Origin of the sequence: Actinorhabdospora filicis (assembly GCF_030269765.1) — a bacterium.
GTDB lineage: Bacteria > Actinomycetota > Actinomycetes > Mycobacteriales > Micromonosporaceae > Actinorhabdospora > Actinorhabdospora filicis.
Genome location: NZ_BSTX01000006.1, coordinates 193,271 through 207,844, shown reverse-complemented (window position 1 = coordinate 207,844; position 14,574 = coordinate 193,271). Strand labels below are relative to the sequence as shown.

Sequence of the window (14,574 nt, the reverse complement as noted above, 5' to 3'; positions counted from 1 at the left end):
GCCGCGCGGAGTGTCCGAAATGGACCCGCACGACCCCACCTGACTATGGATCTCCACCTACTTGTCGGTGCCGGTGCATGTGTACGTTATCACATTCATCGTCACTTGCATCCGACCGCCGCAGATGCACGTGCATCTGCACGGCAGTTTTCTCGCGCATTCGCACGCGCGGCCTTAGAGTGTTCCTTGCACAGCCGCTGACGGCCGGTGGTGGGATTCCGGCCGTCGCGCCCCCAGCAGGCGGCAGGTGCCGACCGCCCGTCCACATCGGACGGGGGAAAGGAAGACCCATGGACACGGCTCGCAACGGCATACCGGCCGGCGAACTGCCCTCCACCGTCGTCTGGCAGAAGAGCCGCCGCTCCAACCCGAGCGGCAACTGCGTTGAGATGGCCGCCCTTCCCGGTGGCGAGTTCGCGGTGCGCAACTCGCGCGACCCGCAGGGACCCGCGCTCGTCTACACGCGCGATGAGATCGTGGCGTTCCTCGAAGGCGCCCGCGACGGCGACTTCGACAACCTGATCCGGTAGTCGTCCCCAAAGGACGGACCGCCGGAGGCATCGCGCCACCTCGCCTCCGGCGGTCCCGGCTAAGCTGGAACAGTGCGCGAGCGGGCACCGTCCCGCCGTCCCAACGGCGGATCCGCGAGCGCGCGGGCCTCATCTGATGCACCATGTGGTATCCCGGACGGCCGCTCGGCGGCGGGCGGACGGGACCGCGTAAACGGAGTGGGGCCACGGCAGCGCGCCCTCGCCGGGACGCGTCCCTTAAGCGAACCGGTGAGTAGGCCCGTATACATCGACGAGGCGAGGAGGTGGGATCGTGACGTCAGCACCATCGTCGTCCGGTGGCGCCACCGGACCGACCGCGCTGCGCATGCTGTTGGGCGCGCATCTGCGCCGGCTACGCGAGGCCGAGGGCATCAGCCGGGCCGACGCGGGCTGGGAGATCCGCTCCTCCGAATCCAAGATCAGCCGCATGGAGCTGGGCCGGGTCAGCTTCAAGGAACGCGACATCGACGACCTGCTCACGCTGTACGGCGTGGACGATCCCGATGAGCGCAAACGGCTGCTCGACCTGGCCCGCGAGGCCAACGCGCCGGGATGGTGGCACCGCTTCGGCGACGTCCTGCCCGGCTGGTTCCAGTCCTACATGGGCCTGGAGGCCACCGCCTCGCTGATCCGCAACTTCGAAGTGCAGTTCGTGCCGGGCCTGCTGCAGACCCGCGCGTACGCCGAGGCCGTGGTGCGGCTGGCGCACGACCTCAAGGGAAGCAAGGACGTGGAACGCCGCGTCGACCTGCGCATGTCGCGGCAGGCGGTCCTCACCCGCCCCAACGCGCCGCGACTGTGGACGGTCATCGACGAGGCCGCGCTGCGCCGCCCGATCGGCGGCCGGGAGATCATGCGCGACCAGCTGGAGACGCTGATCAAGCTGTCCGGCAAGGCGAACGTGCAGATCCAGATCATCAAGTCCGACGCGGGCGGTCACGCCGGTGCCGGTGGCGCGTTCACCGTGCTGCGGTTCCCCGACGCCGACCTGCCGGACCTGATCTACCTGGAGCAGCTCACCAGCGCGCTGTACCTGGACAAGCGGGACGACGTCGACCAGTACGTCGCGGCGATGGAGCGGCTCTGCGTGCAGGCCTCACCGCCGTCGGACACCCCGAAGATCATCGACGCCATCATCGATGAGCTCTACTGACCGTTAGCTCTATATGGACGGGCGCGGCACCATCGGGTGCCGCGCCCGCCGTCGCTACTTCTTGACCGCGATTCCGGCCATCAGGATGCGCTGCCACGGCTCCAGCGCCTGCTTGTCGGGCACCTCGGCGGTGGGGTTCTCGGGGAACCACCGGGCGAGGAAGTCCACGCCCGGCTTGATGATCTCCATGCCCAGGAAGTGCTCCTCGATCCGCTCGGGGCTGCGGATCCAGCCGTTGCCGAGGGACTCCAGACCGGCCTGCTCCATGCCCTTCTGGAGCGGTTCGCCGGTGTCGACGAAGTCGGTGATGAAGAGGTGGCTGCCGGGGACCATGGCGTCCATCAGCGTGCGGACCCATTCGTCGGGCTGCTCATCGTCGTGGAAGTGCATGTGCAGGCCCACCAGCATCAGCCCGATCGGGCGGGTGAAGTCGAGCATGCGCTTGACGTCGGCGTTGCCCAGGATCTTGTCCGGCTCGCGCAGGTCGGCGGTGATCACCGTGGTCGACTCGTTGGTCGCCAGCAGCGCCCGCCCGTGGGCCAGCACGATCGGGTCGTTGTCCACATAGACCACGCGGGCGCTCGGGTTGATCTCCTGCGCCGCCTCGTGGGTGTTCTTCGACGTCGGCAGTCCGCTGCCGACGTCGAGGAACTGGTCCAGCCTCGCCTTGCGGGCCATGTAATGGACGCCCTTGATGAGCGCCTGACGGTTCTCCTGGGCGCAGCGCCCGGCGTCCGGCACGTACTTCAGGTAGGTCTGCGCACCGACGCGGTCGGCCTCGAAGTTGTCCTTGCCGCCGAGCAGCGCGTCGTAGACGCGGGCGATGGTCGGCTGGGAGATGTCGAACTCGGGCACGTAACCGGGGTCAGTCACGCCGTCGGTAGCGGTCATGGCGTCGCCTTTGCGGCTAGGGAGTAATTGGTGCCGCATATGTTACGACTTCCCTTGTCCGCCCGGGTAACCGATCGTACCCGGTTTCGGCCCCGGGAAGATGATCTAGCCGGTTCCGCGCGGAAAGCGCAGGTCCGCGCGGTCCCGGGTCACTCGTTCGGGCCGGACGGCCCCCGACCGACTGGCCGGTTCGTAGTGGTCTCCTAGCGCCAGGCGGGCCGGTCGGCGCGTCCCTTGCGGACGGCCGGGTACAGCAGCGCCCCCGCGTAGGCGGCCGCGATGAGCAGCCCCGCCCACCACGGCAGCGGGTAGTAGCCGGTGTAAGGCGCGTAGAGCGACTCCACCTGCGGGTAGGCGGTCAGGACGCCGAGGACGGAGTACCCGGCCGACGGCGTCACCATGAACAGCCAGTCGACGACGCCCGGCGGCAGCACCGGCAGCATGACGAAGAGGTAGGGCACCAGGGCCGCCGCCGAGGCCACCAGCCCCGCCCGCCATCCCTTGCGCAGCAGCACTCCGAGCGCCAGCGCGAGGACGGCCGCGCAAGCGCCGAACACTCCCGCCCCGAGCACGACGCGCGCGCCGGTGGCGAATCCGGCGTGGAACATCGGAGTCTCCGGTGCCCGCAGCGCCGATCCGGCCCACACCGCCACCGCGGCGCCCACCGTCGTCACGGCGAACGCGGCGGCACCGGCGACGCCCGCCCGCGCGGCGGTCCCCGGCCTCCCCGCCCCGCGCGCGCCGAAGCGGGCGGCGGCGATGAGCAGCGCCAGCAGCGCGAAGGGCAGCCCGGCGAGCGTGTCGGAGAGCGTGCGCACCATGTCGGTCGACACCGGGCCGATGTCGCCCGAGCCGGTGACCTCGAAGGCCTCTCCGTCGCGCACGACACCGGAGGCCTTGTGGTCCTTCTCCCAGTCGGTGTGGCCGTACTCGCCGACGTGATCGGCCGACCACTCCTGCTGCGGCGCGCCCTCCACGGTGACGTTCTCGAAGCGCCCGGTGGCCTGGGTGAAGCGCATGGCCGCGCCGATCGCCTCCACGGTCACGTCACCGGGCGAGGCGGTGAACAGGCCGACGCGGACGCGCTCGGGCAGCCGCAGCCGCGCCCGGCCCACCTCCGTCCACTGGAGACCGTCCGGCGACTCGTAGCCGGTGATCTCGTCCCCGGCGCGCACCAGCCGCAGCCAGCGCGTGAGCTCACCGGCGGGACTGCCGGCGATGTCGCCGGTGTAGTCGTACTGGAAGCGGACGCCGTGCGCGCCGGTCATCGCGATCGCGGCGTAGGAGGAGCCCTGCCCGGTGCCGTCCTTGATGATCAGGCCGGTCTTGGCCCACGGCACCAGGCCGGAGACGATCTCGTCGTGGTTCGGCGGCGGGTAGGTGATGATCCCGTTCATCGCGGTGAGCCGGGCCGTGATCATGCCGTCGGGGCCCAGATCGCGCCCGGCCATGGCGAAGATGTCGGCGACCGGATTCCCGTCGGGCCCCACCGGGCCGCTCACGCAGGCGACCTCCAGATCGCCCTGCATGCAGGCGTTTCCGTCACCGGCGCCGACCAGGACGCCGAAACCGGCCAGCAGCAGGAAGGCGCAGGCGAGCCCGATCCAGTTCCCGATCCGGCGGCGGTAGTCCGTCCACTGTGTTGCGAATGCGTTTGGCATGCCGTCGTTTCTAGGGATCCGGCCATGACGCGGGCCGCATCGCCGCCGTCATCGCGGTGTTATCCGCCGCCGGGCATGCTGATGCGATGGTGCGGACGGTCGGCTGGCGGTACACGCTGCTCTACGCGGTGGTCTTCCTGGTGTCGGGAGTGGCGCTGCTCGGGCTCTCCGGCGCGCTCTCGTGGAGCGACACCACATCGGCCGCGCCCGCCGGGGCGCCGCCGGTGGCCGAGCGGGAGCGGCTGCGCGCGCTGGAGGAGGAGCGCAACCGGCAGCTCCTGGTCTCCTCCGCGCTGTCGCTGACGGTGATGACGGCCGCCTCGCTGGTGCTGGGCCGCCTGCTGGCCGGGCGGGTCCTGCGTCCACTGCGGACGATCACCGCGGCCACCCGGCGGATCACCGCCGAGAACCTGCACGAGCGGCTGCGGGCGCCCGGTCCCGACGACGAGGTCAAGCGCCTGGCCGACACCATCGACGGCCTCCTGGAGCGGCTGGAGGCGTCCTTCACCGCGCAGCGCCGGTTCGCGGCCAACGCCTCCCACGAGCTGCGCACGCCGCTGACCACGATGCGCGCCTCGGTGGACGTCGCGCTGGCCAAGCCCGGCCCGCTCGCGGAGTCCACGGTGGCGCTGGCGGGACGGGTCCGCGCCGAACTGGACCGCATGGAACCGCTGCTGGAGGGCCTGCTGCTGCTGGCCCGCGCGCAGCATCCGGACGCCGGTGAGCGCGTCCCGGTGACGCTGCGCGACCTCGTGGACGACGCGCTCGCCGCCCGCGACCGCTCACGCGCCTCGGTGGTCGCCGACGCCAGCGCGGTCCGCGGTGTCCCGGCGCTGCTGGCGGGGCTGGTGGACAACCTGGTGGCCAACGCGTTCGCCCACAACCGGGACGGCGGCGCGGTGCGGATCGCCGTGGCCGCCGGGATCCTCACGGTGGAGAACGACGGGCCGGAGCTGGATCCGGCGCAGGTGGCCGGGCTCGGCACGCCGTTCCGGCGCGCGGCCCCCGAGCGCACCGGGCGCGGCACGGGGCTCGGGCTGTCCATCGTGGCCGCGGTGGCCGAGGCGCACGGGGCGGTGCTGGAGCTGTCGGCGCGCCCGGCCGGCGGGCTGCGCGCGGTGGTGGCGTTCCCGGGAGAGGAGAACCGGTGAGGATCCTGGTGGCCGAGGACACCGAGGCGCTGGCCGCGGTGCTCGCCGAGGGCCTGCGCGATCAGGGCATGGCGGTGGACGTGGCCCCGGACGGCGCCGAGGCGCTGGCGCGGGTGGGCGTGAACTCCTACGACGTGGTCGTGCTGGACCGGGACCTGCCGGGCGTGCACGGCGATGACGTGTGCCGGATCCTCACCGAGCGCGAGGACCGGCCGATGGTGCTGATGCTGACCGCGGCCGCCGCGCCGGGCGACCGGGTGAGCGGGCTGTCCCTGGGCGCCGACGACTACCTCGGCAAGCCCTTCCACTTCCCCGAGCTGGTCCTGCGTGTCCACGCCCTGGCCCGCCGCCGTCCCGGCGCGCGGCCCCGGGTGCTGCGCGCGGCCGGGATCGAGCTGGATCCCCTGCGCCGCAGCGCGACCCGCGACGGCCGCGTGCTGGACCTGTCGGTGAAGGAGTTCGCGCTGCTGGAGGAGCTGCTGCGGGCGGTGCCGGGCTATCTGAGCGCCGAGGACCTGCTGGAGCGGGTCTGGGACGAGCACGCCGATCCCTTCACCAACACTGTCGCGGTGACGATGGGGCGGCTGCGCCGCAAGCTCGGCGAGCCGGGCGTCATCGCGACGCTGCCGCGCGTCGGCTACCGGATCATGGTGGACGCCGCCGGATAGCATGTGCTCCCCTTCGCGGAGGTGCCCGCCATGCGCAGGATGTTCGCGCCGCTGCTCGCCCTCGTCCTGTTCGCGCTGGCCGCCTGCGGCGGCGGCGGTGAGCCGGAGGCGACCGTCGGCACCGATGAGCCCTCGGCCGTGGCGCGCGAGATGCGCACGGTCCTGGACGGCGTGGTCGCCGGGAACGGGCTGAGCGCCTCGCGGAAGGCGTTCACGACGGCCTTCTGCGAGAAGCCGAAGTTCGACAACCCGCCCAAGGACCGCTTCAAGATCCGCGCGGAGTACGACTATCCGCAGGAGCGCGGCATGGGGAACGAGCACGTGCGGGCCCTGTTCGAGCGGTGGCAGGCCGACGGCTGGGGCGCCGAGGAGAAGTTCGACGAGTTCGGCTACGCGCGCGCCAGCGCCATCGATCCGGCCACCGGCTACTACTACGCGGCCTGGACGGACTGGCTGACGCTCAAGGTGTGGGTGATCTCGCGCTGCCATCGCTATCCCGAGGGGAGCGAGGTCTACGGCGAGGTCGATCCGGACGCGCTATGAGATCCACTTTGCCGGACAAATTGGACTAATGCCACTAATGTGATTCCTCAGGCCGTCTATCTGGGGGATCCACGTGCGCACCAGAGCCCGTCTCGCAGTCGTGCTGACCGTGGCCGGGGTGGCCGCGCTACTGGGCATCGTCATGGCCCTGCCCGGATCGGCCGATCCGCTGCCCGGCGGGCTCGGTCCCTGTCTGGGCGGTGACTGCCCGACCGGCTGGGACGAGCCGCACACCGGCCCGGCCGCCGGTTACGACGCGGCGATCAACGTCTACGTCGGCGGGAACTACTCGGTCCAGGACCGCGCCGCCGAGGCCGAGGGCAAGATCGTCGTCCTGGGCGACTTCACCCAGAACAAGGCCGCCGGCAGCGGCGGCCTGTACAACGTGGGCATCGTCGGCGTCGGCTCGCAGGTGCAGCCGCCGCCCGGCAGCGACTTCCTGACCGTCGGCGGGAACATCACCATCACCACCCCGCAGATCCTGGAGGCGGCCGGCGGGAACGTCCGCTATGCCGGGACCGCGACCGGCACGATCAACGCCGACCAGAAGATCCAGGACCCGAACGCGGTGGCGCCCTACACCGACCTGCGCGGCGAGCTGGAGGAGGCCTCGGCCTGCTACGCCGACCAGTCCAAGGTGCCCGCCACCGGGACCGTCACCTACCCCAGTAACCAGACCGGGCCGGTGGTCACCTTCACCGGCGACGGGACCTCACAGCTCCAGGTCTTCTACGTCGACCGCGACATCCAGACCGCCGGCGGCGGCGCGGTCGACATCCAGTTCGCCGGGATCCCGGCCGGGGCGACCGTCCTGATCAACGTCACCAAACCCGACTGGACCATCAAGGCCACCGGCAGCAATCCCGACACCTGGACGCCGCTGCGCGAGACGATGCTGTGGAACATCCCGGAGGCCACCACGCCCAACTTCGGCGGCACCGCCCAGTTCCAGGGCAGCGTCCTCGTCGGCGCCCCCGCCAGCACCACCAGCGTGGTCGTGCCCGGCATGAACGGCCGCTTCTTCACCGCCGGGAACGTCATCCACGGTGGACCCGGCGGCGGCACGGGCAACGAGTTCCACTCCTACCCCTTCACCGGCGACCTGCCGTCCTGCACGAAGCCGACGCCCAGCCCGACGTCCTCGTCGAGCGCCTCGCCGACGGCGAGCCCCACCGCGTCCCCGACCGCGTCGCCGACCAGCTCGCCCACGAGCTCGCCGACCCCGTCCCCCACGGTCTCGCCGACGGCGTCGCCGACCGCCAGCCCGACGGCCTCGCCCACCGCGAGCCCCACCGCGTCCCCGACGGCCTCCCCGACCGCCTCGCCCACGGCGTCGCCGACCGCGTCACCCACGAGCTCCCCGACGAGCTCGCCGACCTCCTCCCCCACCGCCTCGCCGACCACGTCGCCGTCGTCCAGCGGCCCGGTGCCGACCGGTCCGACGACAACCCCGTCCTCGCAAGGCCCGGCACCCACGGCGCCCACCACGGGCCCGGTGCTGCCGACGACCGGCGTCAAGCTGTGGATCGGCATCATGTCCGCGCTCGGCCTGAGCCTGGTGGGCGTCGGCGTCCTGGCGATGATCCGGCAGCGCCGTCAGGAGTAGCCCGGGACACTGAGGTCACAAGATCACCGGTGGTGTGCGGAAACGCGCGCCACCGGTGCTTTTTGTTGCTTCCCGGTGACGGTACGCAAGCCATTAAAGGTCCCTTGTGGACGCGAAGTGGCGCAAGTCACTCCTACCCGAGTTCTGGTCCCTCTTCGGCGTCAAACAGGTCAATCCAATGCTCAAGAAAGGTAACGATTTGATAGCCGATCTGGTGTGACCACGGGCACTACGGATAACTTCCTTTTGCAAAGAGACTTTCCTGCATCGGCTGGTCTTTGAGGAGACGGCGAGTGTCCGTGAAAACCCCCGCACCCCCCGCGAGCGCCCCACCCCCTACGCGATTGCGGCGGGCCGGGCGGGTCGCGCTCCGGATCTGGCGCTCCTACGCCTTCCGGCGGTTCCGCCGCGGCGTCCTGGTCGTCTTCATCGTCACCAACGCCGGGTTCTTCCTCATGCGCGCCATGCCCGGCGACCCGGTCGACGTGCTGGCCGGGCAGATCAGCCAGCGCGGTGTGTCCCCTGTGGAGGCGCGGGCCCTGGCGATCCAGTCGCTGGCCTTCGATCCCGGCGCGCCGCTGTGGGAGCAGTGGTGGGACTACTTCTCCGGCCTGGTCACCGGGGACATGGGCACCAGCGTCACGCAGGTCGGCGTCCCGGTCAGCGAGGTGATCATGAAGGTCCTGCCGTGGACGCTGTTCTCGGTGGGCGCCGGTGTCACCATCGCCATCACCCTCGGGCTGCTGTTCGGCATGGTCATGGCCTACCGCCGCAACAGCCGCGTCGACCACGCGCTGAGCCTGATCGCCTCGATCCTGGGCGCCATCCCGAACTACCTGATCGCGATCACCCTGGTGACCGTCGGCAGCACGCTCCTGGGCGTCATCAACTTCCTGGACATGCGCGGGCGCTACGGCCAGGGCGTGCAGCCCGGCTTCAACCTCGACTTCATCGGGGACGCGCTCTACCACGGCATCCTGCCCATCAGCACCTACGCGATCGCCACCATCGGCACCTGGATGCTGGTCATGAAGGCGGCGACCACCGAGGTCCTCGGCGACGACTACGTCACCGTGGCCAGGGCGCGCGGCCTCACCGACAAGCGCATCGCGCTGACCTACGTCGGCCGCAACGCCGTCCTGCCGCTGGTGCCGCAGGTCGCCATCGCGCTGGCCACCGTCATCGGCGGCTCGATCCTGGTGGAGCAGGTCCTGGCCTACGAGGGGCTCGGGCTGCTGTCGCTGAGCGCGGTCAACAACCGCGACTACTTCGTCCTGCAGGGCGTCCTGGTGATCACCACCTCCTGCGTGGTCTTCACCAACTGGATCGCCGACCTCATCTACGGGCGGCTCGACCCCCGGGTGCGCGTGTCCGATGTGGAGGCCTCCTCGTGAGCACGAAGACCAAGAAGGGCACAGGGGGCACCCTCTCCGTCCTCTGGCAGGGCATCACCCGCAGCCCCAGCGGCTTCACCGGGATGTGCATCGTCGTGGCGATCCTGGCGTTCGTCTTCCTCGGCCGGTTCCTGGTCGACCACGACAACCCGACCGACCCCGACGCGCTGTGGCTGCCGATGTCCGGCGAGCACTGGCTGGGCACCAACTTCGAAGGCAAGGACACCTTCACCAAACTCGTCCTGGGCGGCGCCGAGCCGATCTGGGTGGGCGCGCTGGCGGCGGCCATCACCGTGGTCGTCGCGGTGATCCTGGGCGCGCTGGCCGGTTACCTGCGCGGGCGCTTCGACGACATCGTCCTGCAGGCCACCGACATCACCATGACCATCCCGTTCATCACGGTGCTGATCATCGTCGCCTCCTACTTCCGGAACATCTCCCCGCTCATGGTCGCGCTCATCATCGGGCTGCTGACCTGGCCGTTCCTGACGCGCTCGATCCGGGCGCAGGTGCTGACGCTGAAGGAACGCGAGTTCATCGAGGCCGCCAAGCTGCAGAACCTCGGGACGACCCGGGTGGTGTTCGTCGACATCCTGCCGAACATGGCCGGCTACATCTTCATCAACTTCATCATCGCCGTCACCAACGCCATCTACGCCATCGTCGGGCTCTACCTGCTGGGGCTGCTGCCCTCGACGGCGGAGAACTGGGGACTGATGATCCAGCAGGCCTGGCAGAACTCCGCCTACCTGCTGCCGCGCGCCCTGCCGTTCCTGCTGGCGCCGCTGGCCATGATCGCGCTGTTCCAGGTCGGGCTGGTGCTGGTGACCCGGTCGCTGGAGCAGGCCCTCAACCCGCGCCTGCGGGAAAGGTAGGTCGACGATGCGCGAACCCATCCTGTCCGTCCGGGACCTGTCCATCGTGTACCGGACCGGCCGCCGCACCTCGGTGACCGCCGCCCAGGACGTGTCCTTCGACCTGTACCCGGGCCAGTCGATGGCGCTGGTCGGGGAGTCCGGCTGCGGCAAGACCACCCTGGGTCTGGGGCTGCTGCGGCTGCTGCCGCGCCTGGGCCAGGTGTCCAAAGGGGAGATCGTCTACCGCCTCAAGGACGGCATGTCGGTCGACATCACCGGCCTGGCCAAGGAGGAGCTGCGCCGGTTCCGCTGGCACGAGGCGGCCATGGTCTTCCAGGGCGCGATGAACTCCTTCAACCCGGTGCTGCGCATCGGCGAGCACTTCACCGACACGCTCCGCTCGCACGAGGGCGAGAAGCGGCGGACGCGCGCCGAGATCACCGCGCGCGCCACGGAGCTGCTGAGCATGGTGCGGCTGGAGCCCGAGCGGGTCCTGAAGTCGTTCCCGCACGAGCTGTCGGGGGGTATGAAGCAGCGGATCCTGATCGCGCTGGCCCTGGCCCTGGAACCGCAGGTGCTGGTGCTGGACGAGCCGACCACCGCGCTGGACATCCTCACGCAGCGCTCCATCGTGGAGCAGCTGCACGAGCTGCGGGAACGTCTCGGTTTCGCGATGATCTTCATCACCCACGACCTGGGGCTGGCCGCCGAGCTGGCCGACCGGGTGGCGACGATGTACGCCGGGCGGATCATCGAGAAGGGCTCCGCCGAGGACGTCTTCTACGAGCCCCGGCACCCCTACACCGTCGGGCTGATCAAGGCCGTGCCGCCGGTGATCGGCGACCTGCCGGAGCTGTCGTCGATCGCGGGCTCCCCGCCGAGCCTGGCCGACCTGCCGTCCGGGTGCTCGTTCCACCCGCGCTGCGAGTGGGCCGTCGACGCCTGCCGCGAGACCGTCCCGTCCCTGACCGTGCTGACCCCTCGCGGCGAGGACGGCGGGCACGCCGCGGCCTGCCTGCGCGCCGGGGACATCGAGTACACCCGCAAGGTGGTGGCCCGTGCCTGAGCAGACCGAATCCGCCCCGCTGCTGGAACTGAGCAAGTGCGAGCAGATCTTCCGCACTAAACGCGGCGACGTGCGGGCGGTGGCGGGGGTGGACCTGGAGGTGCGCCCCGGGAAGGTCCTGTGCCTGGTCGGGGAGTCCGGCTGCGGCAAGACCACCACGGCTCGCGCGGCGGCCGGGCTGACGCGGCCGACGGCCGGGTGGGTCCGCTACAAGGGCGAGGACGTCAACACGATGGACTCGGCGTCGCGGCAGGCGTTCCGCGAGGCCGTCCAATACATCCACCAGGACCCCTACGCCTCGCTGAACCCGGTGCGCACGGTCTACTCGACGGTGACCGCCGGGCTGCGGCGGCACAAGCTGGTCAAGACGCGCACCGAGGCGCGCGCCAAGGCCGCCGAGCTGCTGGAGCTGGTCGACCTCACCCCGGCGGAGTCCTATCTGGACAAGTACCCGCACCAGCTCTCCGGCGGGCAGCGGCAGCGCGTGGCGATCGCCCGCGCGCTGGCGATGGGGCCGCAGGTGCTCATCGCCGATGAATCGACCTCGATGCTGGACGTGTCGATCCGGGTGAGCCTGCTGAACACGCTGGGGCGGCTGCGGGACGACCTGGACGTCGGCTTCCTGTTCATCACCCACGACCTGGCGGTGGCCAAGTACTTCGCCTGGGACGGCGAGATCGCCGTGATGTACCTCGGCGAGATCGTCGAGCAGGGCCCGACGCCGCAGATCATCAATGATCCGCAGCACCCCTACACCAAGGCCCTCATCTCCGCGGTCTGCGAACCGGACCCGCGGCTGGCCCGCGAGAAGAAGACCGTCCGGTTGCGCAGCTCGGAGATCCCGAGCCTGACCGCGCTCCCCTCCGGATGCACGTTCCATCCCAGGTGCCCGCTGTTCGAGCCGGGTCTCTGCGATGCCTCCGCACCGCCGCTCTCCTTGATCAACGGGGACGCCCGGCGGCTGGCCTGTCACGTGGTTGCGCGAGACCACGGGCCGGCGCGGGCCGGTGCGAACTGATGCTGGCCTTCGTGGCCCGCATGGGTCTGTACATGGCGATCTTCCTCATCACCGTGCCCGCGGTGATGCTGCTCTTCCTGCAACCCCGGACGGCCGAATTCGTCATCACCGTGCTGACCCTCGGCATGGGGCTGTTCCTCGCGCTCATCTCCACCTTCGCCCTCATTCGAGAAAGGAAGAGGCTGTGACCTCTCAGTTCGACATCTCCCGGCGGCGCCTGTTTCAGGTGATGGGCCTGACCGCCGTCGCCGCCACGGGCGCGACCGCCCTGACCGCGTGCGGCTCCGGGGACGACGGCGGCGGCAAGAGCGGCGGCGAGTTCACCGGTGTCTACGACTTCAAGCGCGACACCCAGAACATGAACGCCGCCGACGCCAACGGCGGTCTGCTGCTGTCGTCGATCTACGCCGACCTGTTCGCGACCACCGGCGCGTTCTACGACTGGGGTGCCAAGACGTGGCTGTACCAGCTGATCGAGTCCCACTCGTGGGAGGGCCCGGTCCTGGTCATCAACGTCCGCAAGGGCGTGAAGTGGAGCGACGGCAGCGACCTGACCTCGGCCGACTTCCACCGCACCTACGCGACGCTGATCCTGAACACCCCGGTGTGGGGTGACGCGTGGCCGATGGTGAAGCAGATCGACGTGGTCGACGACCACCAGCTGAAGCTGACCGTGGACAAGCCGTACCCGGGCATGGAGCGGCCCATCCTCAAGCAGCGCGTGTGGCCGAAGGCCACCCACGGTGCCCTGGGCGACAAGGCGATCGCGATGCTGACGGAGGGCGTGAAGAACGCCGACCCGAAGCAGACCGCCTTCAACGACGAGCTGCTGGCCCTCAAGCCGGAGAACTTCGTCTGCTCCGGCCCGTTCAAGCTGGACCTGGGGCAGAGCTCGGACACCGTCCTGACGTTCGTGAAGAACACCGGCGGCTACGGCGCCGACAAGGTCAAGTTCGACAAGGTCACCATCTACAAGGGCGACAACAAGGCCGCCGCGCAGTTCCTGGTGGAGCGCAAGCTCGACTACTCCACCAACGCCTTCACCCCCACCGAGCACGAGACCTTCTCGGCGGTGTCGGGCCTGAAGCTGCTGGAGACGCCCGGTTACGACGGCGCGGGCGTGATGTTCAACTACGCGTCCAAGCCGGAGCTGAAGGACGCGCGCGTCCGCAAGGCCCTCGCCTACGCCCTGGACTTCGAGAAGGTCGGCAAGATCGCGCGCGGCAAGACCTTCTACGTCTCCAAGTACGACAACGGCCTCCCGGACGTGCAGAGCGAGGAGCTCTTCACCGCCGACCAGCTGGCCAAGTTCGAGGTCTACAAGTACGACACCGCCAAGGCCGAGGCGCTGCTGACCGAGGCGGGCTGGAAGAAGACCGACGGCAAGTGGCACCTGCCCGACGGGAAGCCGGCCACCTTCGAGGTCATCGGCGTCCAGGGCTGGAACGACTTCGAGCTCACCGCCTCCCAGGTCGCCGAGGCGTGGACCGCCTTCGGCATCGAGACCAAGGCCAACAACGTGCCCGGCGACAACCCGTGGGGCGTGTGGTCCTCGGGCAAGTGGGAGGTCGCCGTCCGGCACTGGGGCAACCCGTTCAACCCCGAGTACTGGGGCGCCGGCTTCATGAACTTCCAGGTGGACAACGGCCGGACCGCCGAGGCGCCCGGCCAGATGCTCGACCTGAAGATGAAGAGCCCGACCCTGGGCGACGTCGACGTCGACGCCCTGATCCTGACCGCCAAGACCGACCCCGACGCGGAGAAGCAGAAGGAGGCGGTCCGCAAGATCGCCACCGTGTTCAACGAGCTGCTCCCCCGCATCCCGATCTGGGGCTACAAGTACCTCAGCCCCGCCATCGAGGGCGTCCGGGTCAAGACCTTCGACGCCGGCGGCACCACCGCCAAGAACCAGGTCTACCAGGACAACCCGGTCATCCTGTCGCTCCTCGACGGACGGCTCGGGCCGGCCTGACCGGCCGCGACGCACGAAACTCTCCTGGCGGGCGACGCGGCCG

At 70.0% G+C, this 14,574-nt stretch carries 14 protein-coding genes; 12 read left to right on the top strand and 2 right to left on the bottom strand.

The window, feature by feature from the left end; all coding sequences use genetic code 11:
• Positions 1 to 290: 290 nt before the first annotated feature.
• Together QSK10_RS31605 and QSK10_RS31600 are read left to right on the top strand one after the other, a co-directional pair.
• Positions 291 to 530, top strand: a complete 240-nt coding sequence (locus QSK10_RS31605; protein ID WP_285667135.1) for a DUF397 domain-containing protein — start codon at positions 291 to 293, stop codon at positions 528 to 530.
• A gap of 292 nt (positions 531 to 822) precedes the next feature.
• The gene (locus tag QSK10_RS31600; protein WP_285667134.1) at positions 823 to 1,704 is read left to right on the top strand and encodes a Sco1979 family transcriptional regulator; all 882 of its coding nucleotides are present in this window, start codon (positions 823 to 825) and stop codon (positions 1,702 to 1,704) included.
• A gap of 54 nt (positions 1,705 to 1,758) precedes the next feature.
• On the opposite strand, the gene QSK10_RS31595 is transcribed toward QSK10_RS31600, so the two are convergent.
• Together QSK10_RS31595 and QSK10_RS31590 are read right to left on the bottom strand one after the other, a co-directional pair.
• Positions 1,759 to 2,595: an SAM-dependent methyltransferase gene (locus tag QSK10_RS31595; RefSeq protein ID WP_285667133.1), complete on the bottom strand. Its 837-nt coding sequence runs from the start codon at positions 2,593 to 2,595 to the stop codon at positions 1,759 to 1,761.
• 203 nt (positions 2,596 to 2,798) lie between these two features.
• Entirely contained in the window at positions 2,799 to 4,256 is a 1,458-nt protein-coding gene (locus tag QSK10_RS31590) for a DUF1349 domain-containing protein (protein ID WP_285667132.1), read from the bottom strand.
• 86 nt (positions 4,257 to 4,342) lie between these two features.
• On the opposite strand from QSK10_RS31590, the gene QSK10_RS31585 reads away from it, so the two are divergent.
• From QSK10_RS31585 to QSK10_RS31540, 10 genes are all read left to right on the top strand, one after another.
• A complete protein-coding gene (locus QSK10_RS31585; protein WP_285667131.1) occupies positions 4,343 to 5,407 on the top strand; it encodes a sensor histidine kinase in 1,065 nt (354 codons plus the stop codon).
• The gene (locus QSK10_RS31580) at positions 5,404 to 6,075 is read left to right on the top strand and encodes a response regulator transcription factor (RefSeq protein WP_285667130.1); all 672 of its coding nucleotides are present in this window, start codon (positions 5,404 to 5,406) and stop codon (positions 6,073 to 6,075) included. The genes QSK10_RS31585 and QSK10_RS31580 overlap by 4 nt, the downstream gene beginning before the upstream one ends.
• A gap of 30 nt (positions 6,076 to 6,105) precedes the next feature.
• Positions 6,106 to 6,618: a hypothetical protein gene (locus QSK10_RS31575; protein ID WP_285667129.1), complete on the top strand. Its 513-nt coding sequence runs from the start codon at positions 6,106 to 6,108 to the stop codon at positions 6,616 to 6,618.
• A gap of 73 nt (positions 6,619 to 6,691) precedes the next feature.
• Positions 6,692 to 8,224 (top strand): choice-of-anchor A family protein, encoded by a 1,533-nt coding sequence (locus QSK10_RS31570; protein WP_285667128.1) that lies wholly within the window; start codon positions 6,692 to 6,694, stop codon positions 8,222 to 8,224.
• Positions 8,225 to 8,517: 293 nt separating this feature from the next.
• Positions 8,518 to 9,618 (top strand): ABC transporter permease, encoded by a 1,101-nt coding sequence (locus tag QSK10_RS31565; RefSeq protein WP_285667126.1) that lies wholly within the window; start codon positions 8,518 to 8,520, stop codon positions 9,616 to 9,618.
• A complete protein-coding gene (locus QSK10_RS31560; RefSeq protein ID WP_285667125.1) occupies positions 9,615 to 10,493 on the top strand; it encodes an ABC transporter permease in 879 nt (292 codons plus the stop codon). Before QSK10_RS31565 ends, QSK10_RS31560 begins: the two co-directional genes overlap by 4 nt.
• 7 nt (positions 10,494 to 10,500) lie before the next feature.
• Positions 10,501 to 11,541 carry an ABC transporter ATP-binding protein gene (locus tag QSK10_RS31555; RefSeq protein WP_285667123.1) on the top strand — a complete coding sequence of 347 codons (1,041 nt, stop codon included), beginning with the start codon at positions 10,501 to 10,503 and terminating at the stop codon, positions 11,539 to 11,541.
• Positions 11,534 to 12,559: an ABC transporter ATP-binding protein gene (locus tag QSK10_RS31550; protein ID WP_285667122.1), complete on the top strand. Its 1,026-nt coding sequence runs from the start codon at positions 11,534 to 11,536 to the stop codon at positions 12,557 to 12,559. Before QSK10_RS31555 ends, QSK10_RS31550 begins: the two co-directional genes overlap by 8 nt.
• On the top strand, positions 12,559 to 12,747 hold the full coding sequence (locus tag QSK10_RS31545) for a hypothetical protein (protein ID WP_285667120.1): 189 nt from the start codon (positions 12,559 to 12,561) through the stop codon (positions 12,745 to 12,747). The genes QSK10_RS31550 and QSK10_RS31545 overlap by 1 nt, the downstream gene beginning before the upstream one ends.
• The gene (locus QSK10_RS31540) at positions 12,744 to 14,531 is read left to right on the top strand and encodes an ABC transporter substrate-binding protein (protein ID WP_285667119.1); all 1,788 of its coding nucleotides are present in this window, start codon (positions 12,744 to 12,746) and stop codon (positions 14,529 to 14,531) included. The genes QSK10_RS31545 and QSK10_RS31540 overlap by 4 nt, the downstream gene beginning before the upstream one ends.
• Positions 14,532 to 14,574 lie beyond the last annotated feature (43 nt).